General features: G+C 43.2%; 6 protein-coding genes. All 6 read right to left on the bottom strand.

The window, feature by feature from the left end; translation table 11 throughout:
* Positions 1-170: 170 nt before the first annotated feature.
* Positions 171-692, bottom strand: coding sequence for a hypothetical protein (locus DDZ13_RS15020; RefSeq protein WP_110132280.1), 522 nt, complete (start codon positions 690-692; stop codon positions 171-173).
* Positions 693-953, bottom strand: coding sequence for a hypothetical protein (locus tag DDZ13_RS15015; protein WP_110132279.1), 261 nt, complete (start codon positions 951-953; stop codon positions 693-695). It lies immediately after the preceding gene.
* Positions 954-1,301: 348 nt separating this feature from the next.
* Entirely contained in the window at positions 1,302-2,012 is a 711-nt protein-coding gene (locus DDZ13_RS15010; RefSeq protein ID WP_110132278.1) for a hypothetical protein, read from the bottom strand.
* A 309-nt stretch (positions 2,013-2,321) separates the two neighbouring features.
* Entirely contained in the window at positions 2,322-2,969 is a 648-nt protein-coding gene (locus DDZ13_RS15005; protein ID WP_110132277.1) for a hypothetical protein, read from the bottom strand.
* Between the two features lie 96 nt (positions 2,970-3,065).
* A complete protein-coding gene (locus DDZ13_RS15000) occupies positions 3,066-3,407 on the bottom strand; it encodes a hypothetical protein (protein WP_146209400.1) in 342 nt (113 codons plus the stop codon).
* Positions 3,408-3,583: 176 nt separating this feature from the next.
* Positions 3,584-3,832 carry a hypothetical protein gene (locus tag DDZ13_RS15375; RefSeq protein WP_146209399.1) on the bottom strand — a complete coding sequence of 83 codons (249 nt, stop codon included), beginning with the start codon at positions 3,830-3,832 and terminating at the stop codon, positions 3,584-3,586.
* Positions 3,833-4,241 lie beyond the last annotated feature (409 nt).

Raw genomic sequence — 4,241 nt, 5'->3', positions numbered from 1 at the left:
AAACACTCTTCGCTGGGCTATAAAAACCCGGTTCAGTTCGAGGAAAAAATCGCGCCCCCCATGGGGGGCATAGGAGCTAGCCTACCGGCTTGCATCAACCACAACTAAACATTATAACCACAACCTAATAACGGAATCCTTTGTCCACCAATCTCAGGACACATCATAGCTTATTCGATGCAATACTTCTCATAGTAACTAGAGATGGATTCGTAGTTACCTCTCCTGAATTCGCCATTCCAAGAGGTTTCTCTCCTCTTAGCGATTTCATCTAGTGTTTCATAGAACTTTGGGATGGAAACCTCGTAGGTTTCCTTAATCGGCTGCGTAAAAGTCGAATTCCGAGTCGGCGATGGAATCGTTCCTGCAAATGCAGCATCAGCAATCATCTTCAACTGAGTAAAGTATGCCTCGCCAGCTTGCGATATATTAAGAAAGTCCTGAAGGCTAGGCTCTCCTTCTAAGTCGCGATACTCTCTTAACGCATCGGTGAACTTGTTAAACTCTCGATTTAAAGATATCTGATAGGTATCGACCTGCTTTTGCATCTGGCGTTCGTGGTCTTTTCTGTCTTTTTTTGACATGGTAAGTCGAGAGACAAAAAAGCCTGCGACGAACATCACAACCGGAAGAATTACGTCCTTCAAGTAATTCGGATCTGGATCAGACACTTGAGCTATAATGTCTACCATCTATCGACCTTCTCTTTCCATTCGTGCGATTTCTTCAAGCAATGCTTCAATTGTATCTGCTTGAGAAGCATACTTAACAGTGCTGTAGTCTGTGAAGATGTCTTCCGCAGCACTTCGACCTGCCGTCTCGACGGTAAGCCCAACCTTCTTTTTCAATTCTACCTTGGACTTCCAGTTCTCAACCTGTGAATCGCTTGGGGTATTGCGAAGTCCATATTTAATTTTTAGTTTTTGGGCTATCTGTGCATATTTTGTATTCATAGTATTTATTTAGCTAACGTAGATGTTTAGTCGTGTAGCGCAGCGGAGTCGACTAAACATCTTGTTATTGGCCACCTGGCGAGCCGAGGAGAAAAGAATCCCTGTGAAAATTTTTCTTCAGTCCCCAAAACAATTTTTTTAGTTGAAATGTGTTCTTTTGTTCACTAGAAGTTTCGGGTCCGTCACGCGTGACCTCAACGCATGTTAGGCCTCGCGAGTCGCAACCCGAAACCACTTCAATTAATTCTTTTGTGCCCTGCGCCTTCATTCTTTATTCAAGATCTCATCGCAGGTGTGCCTCTAACGTCGAAGATGGGCGCGGCGAATTCCGTTGCCCACTCTGGCTTGTTATGCCTCAGGTAGATTGAATTTCGGTGGTTTTGGAAGCGTGGAGAATGTTTGGATGATCAATCTATGAAGTCTTTCTGAGACCTCTTTATACTGACTATAACTTTTATCAAATCGCTTCACTATAAGCGCTTCTAGCTCTTTTGCTTTTATTGTGTGTTGTGACTTTGGGATTCTTCCGGTGAATCCAGCTACAGGAGTTTTCTCGATTTGCTCCATCATGCTACATTTTTCTAGCTCAAGATTCCTGTTCTCTATAATCATGTAGAGCGTGAAATAATGCTCCTGAGCTATCCTAATATCCAAGAAAAGTTGTTTGTCCTTGGTGCGCATGAGCCACAGTAACGACTTAGGGTTAATATGACTACCTGTTGGCTCTGTTAGGTATGGATTAAAGAGGCCTTTGTCCTTTTCAATATGCTTTCTTAATTTATCGACATACTCTTCTTTAGTATTGTGCAGGTCATTGAGTTGAACTTGCAGCAGAAGCAATGCGTCAATGGATGCCTCATGCTTTTCTAACTCGTCATCTTTTCTTTTGGAATGCCTAGAAAAAGCGTAAGCGAGTAGGACGCCAATAAATGCGCCATAAATACCACCGAGACCCGATGCTCTATCTGCAGAGTCCACCACACAAAGGAATATCAAAAGTGAAATGGTGAATAAAATAGCTATCCAGTAGACTGCACTGATTTGTTTCAATTTATTCATTATTTTTGCATAACGTAGATGTTTAGTCGTGTAGCGCAGCGGAGTCGACTAAACATCTTGTTATTGGCCACCTGGCGAGCCGAGGAGAAAAGAATCCCTGTGAAATTTTTTCTTCAGTCCCCAAAACAATTTTTTTAGTTGAAATGTGTTCTTTTGTTCACTAGAAGTTTCGGGTCCGTCACGCGTGACCTCAACGCATGTTAGGCCTCGCGAGTCGCAACCCGAAACCACTTCAATTAATTCTTTTGTGCCCTGCGCCTTCATTCTTTATTCAAGATCTCATCGCAGGTGTGCCTCTAACGTCGAGGACTATCGCGGCGAGGCGGCAGCCTCGACGTTGATAGCTCCGGCTGGTTCGATCTTTGCATTTGGCTTAGAGCCCTTCTCGACCTTCAACACACTTTCCTTATGCTTTCGATTTACCCACCTATTTACGTATAGATACTTAATCATAGAGACTTGTTGGGTAATATACTGGTTCTTCAATTCCTCAGAAATTGTATCATAAAGAAACGTCATATTGCTCAAACTTTGTTCATCACCGTCAAAACCAATCGGTTTCTTCACAAAACAAATCTCAGCCATCCAGAGTTTATACTCTGGGTGAGTATCATGTGATTCGATTATATTTTTTAAAAGTTCTGCAATTTCCTGATCCGAACCCACATCGATCATATCTTTTGAAATACGAGACATTAGAATCGAAACGGCTGCAGATCGCACATTCGGCATATCCATTTTGAAAAGCTTTTCATAACTCGAAACATTCTCTTGGAGGTCTCCTTCTCGCAATAAAGCTAAGATTTGGTTTTCTCTTTCCTTCATTTCAAGGACCAGTTGCTCCACCTTATCTTGCTTCGACAAACTATTCTCAGAAGCACTGAGACGCAACCCTTCCAATGAACATCCCAGAAGTATTACCAAGAAAGACCACTTAAAGTAACGATAATAAAACATATTTAATATTAGTTAAGGTTACATTCATCTATTCACTTCAAAGCACTCTTATTTATTTTCATCGAACGTGGAGGACTGGCACCCCAGCCCGTTGGTTTAGGATTCCTGGTGATTCTCGGATTTCCGGCGGCGTAAATGGGGTTGACCAGCTCCGACTGGTTCAGATTCATCCTGCTCGATCGCATCGACTATTGCGATGAGCAGCTGATGCGTCCGATTCCCATTCCAATTTTTTATTGCGAGACCTAATAATATCCCGGTCACACAGGAAAATACCGTAAGCCTGAAATAAAGCATTGGTAGGCCGAATGCGAAGATCTCTGCTGAAAAGCCATCATCGTTCAGGATGCTTTCTCTGAATTCGTTCATTTCAGAAGCTGTGTGGATCAGCAACCCGACAAGAACCAGTAAGACCGCAACGGAAACCCAGCGCATCATCTTACTAAGGGCTTCAGACCTTCGAATCCTTTCGAGCGTCCTACGATCTGCGGGCTTTAAATTCATTTCCTTTCTGAACGTGAAGCACTATCGCGACTGTAGCGCGGAGCGCGAAAGGAGTTGATAGCTGCGTCTGGATAGACTCTTCGAATGTTCCATTGCTCTCACATATAAGATTAAATATCGCATGTGATTTCCATTATGGTGTGTGGCTCTGAATGATCACTTTTTCCAATCTTAAAGGTAGCGATCCCATCGTCTCCTCTGGATTTGGTTCCATTCACTTCTTCAACTGCAGAAACCTCAAATACTCTGAATTTGTGACCTGAGTTTGAATCTAGCACTTCTGGGTCTTCGGATGTGCAGAACACGTCAGTTTCTGGATTAACTGACTGGAGGAGTTTTATGAGTTCTTTTACTTTCATTTTTTATCTGTCTATCAGTATTATTAGTGTACTTTCCGCTGACATTGTCGAGGTGACAGACGGTTTCAAGATTATTGAATCTGAGTATGTAATTGGTTAATGATAAATAACTTATCATTTGTCTTGAAGGCCAGTGCAGTACAACATCCTCGAGGCTTGGTGTCAAAATGTCTCCGAACACGCGCCTGCGCGGGCGCAGGGGTTATCCGGCCCTAGATGAGCTGTCTTTGGCTAGAGATGCTTTTCACTTGTAATAAGTGCACATATGTACAGTTAATAGGATTATGACGACGATATCCTTCCCCAACTGGTCGGACGCGCTTCAGTCATCAGATCTGCCGAAGCAGGAGCGTGAACGGCACCGCATCATCATCAACTGGTTCCTCGGGCATTTGAAGCGGGAGTGCTG

The organism is Coraliomargarita sinensis (assembly GCF_003185655.1).
Classification (GTDB): domain Bacteria; phylum Verrucomicrobiota; class Verrucomicrobiia; order Opitutales; family Coraliomargaritaceae; genus Coraliomargarita_B; species Coraliomargarita_B sinensis.
Note: the sequence above shows the minus strand (reverse complement) of the source record. Positions and strands in the feature narration are given on the sequence as shown.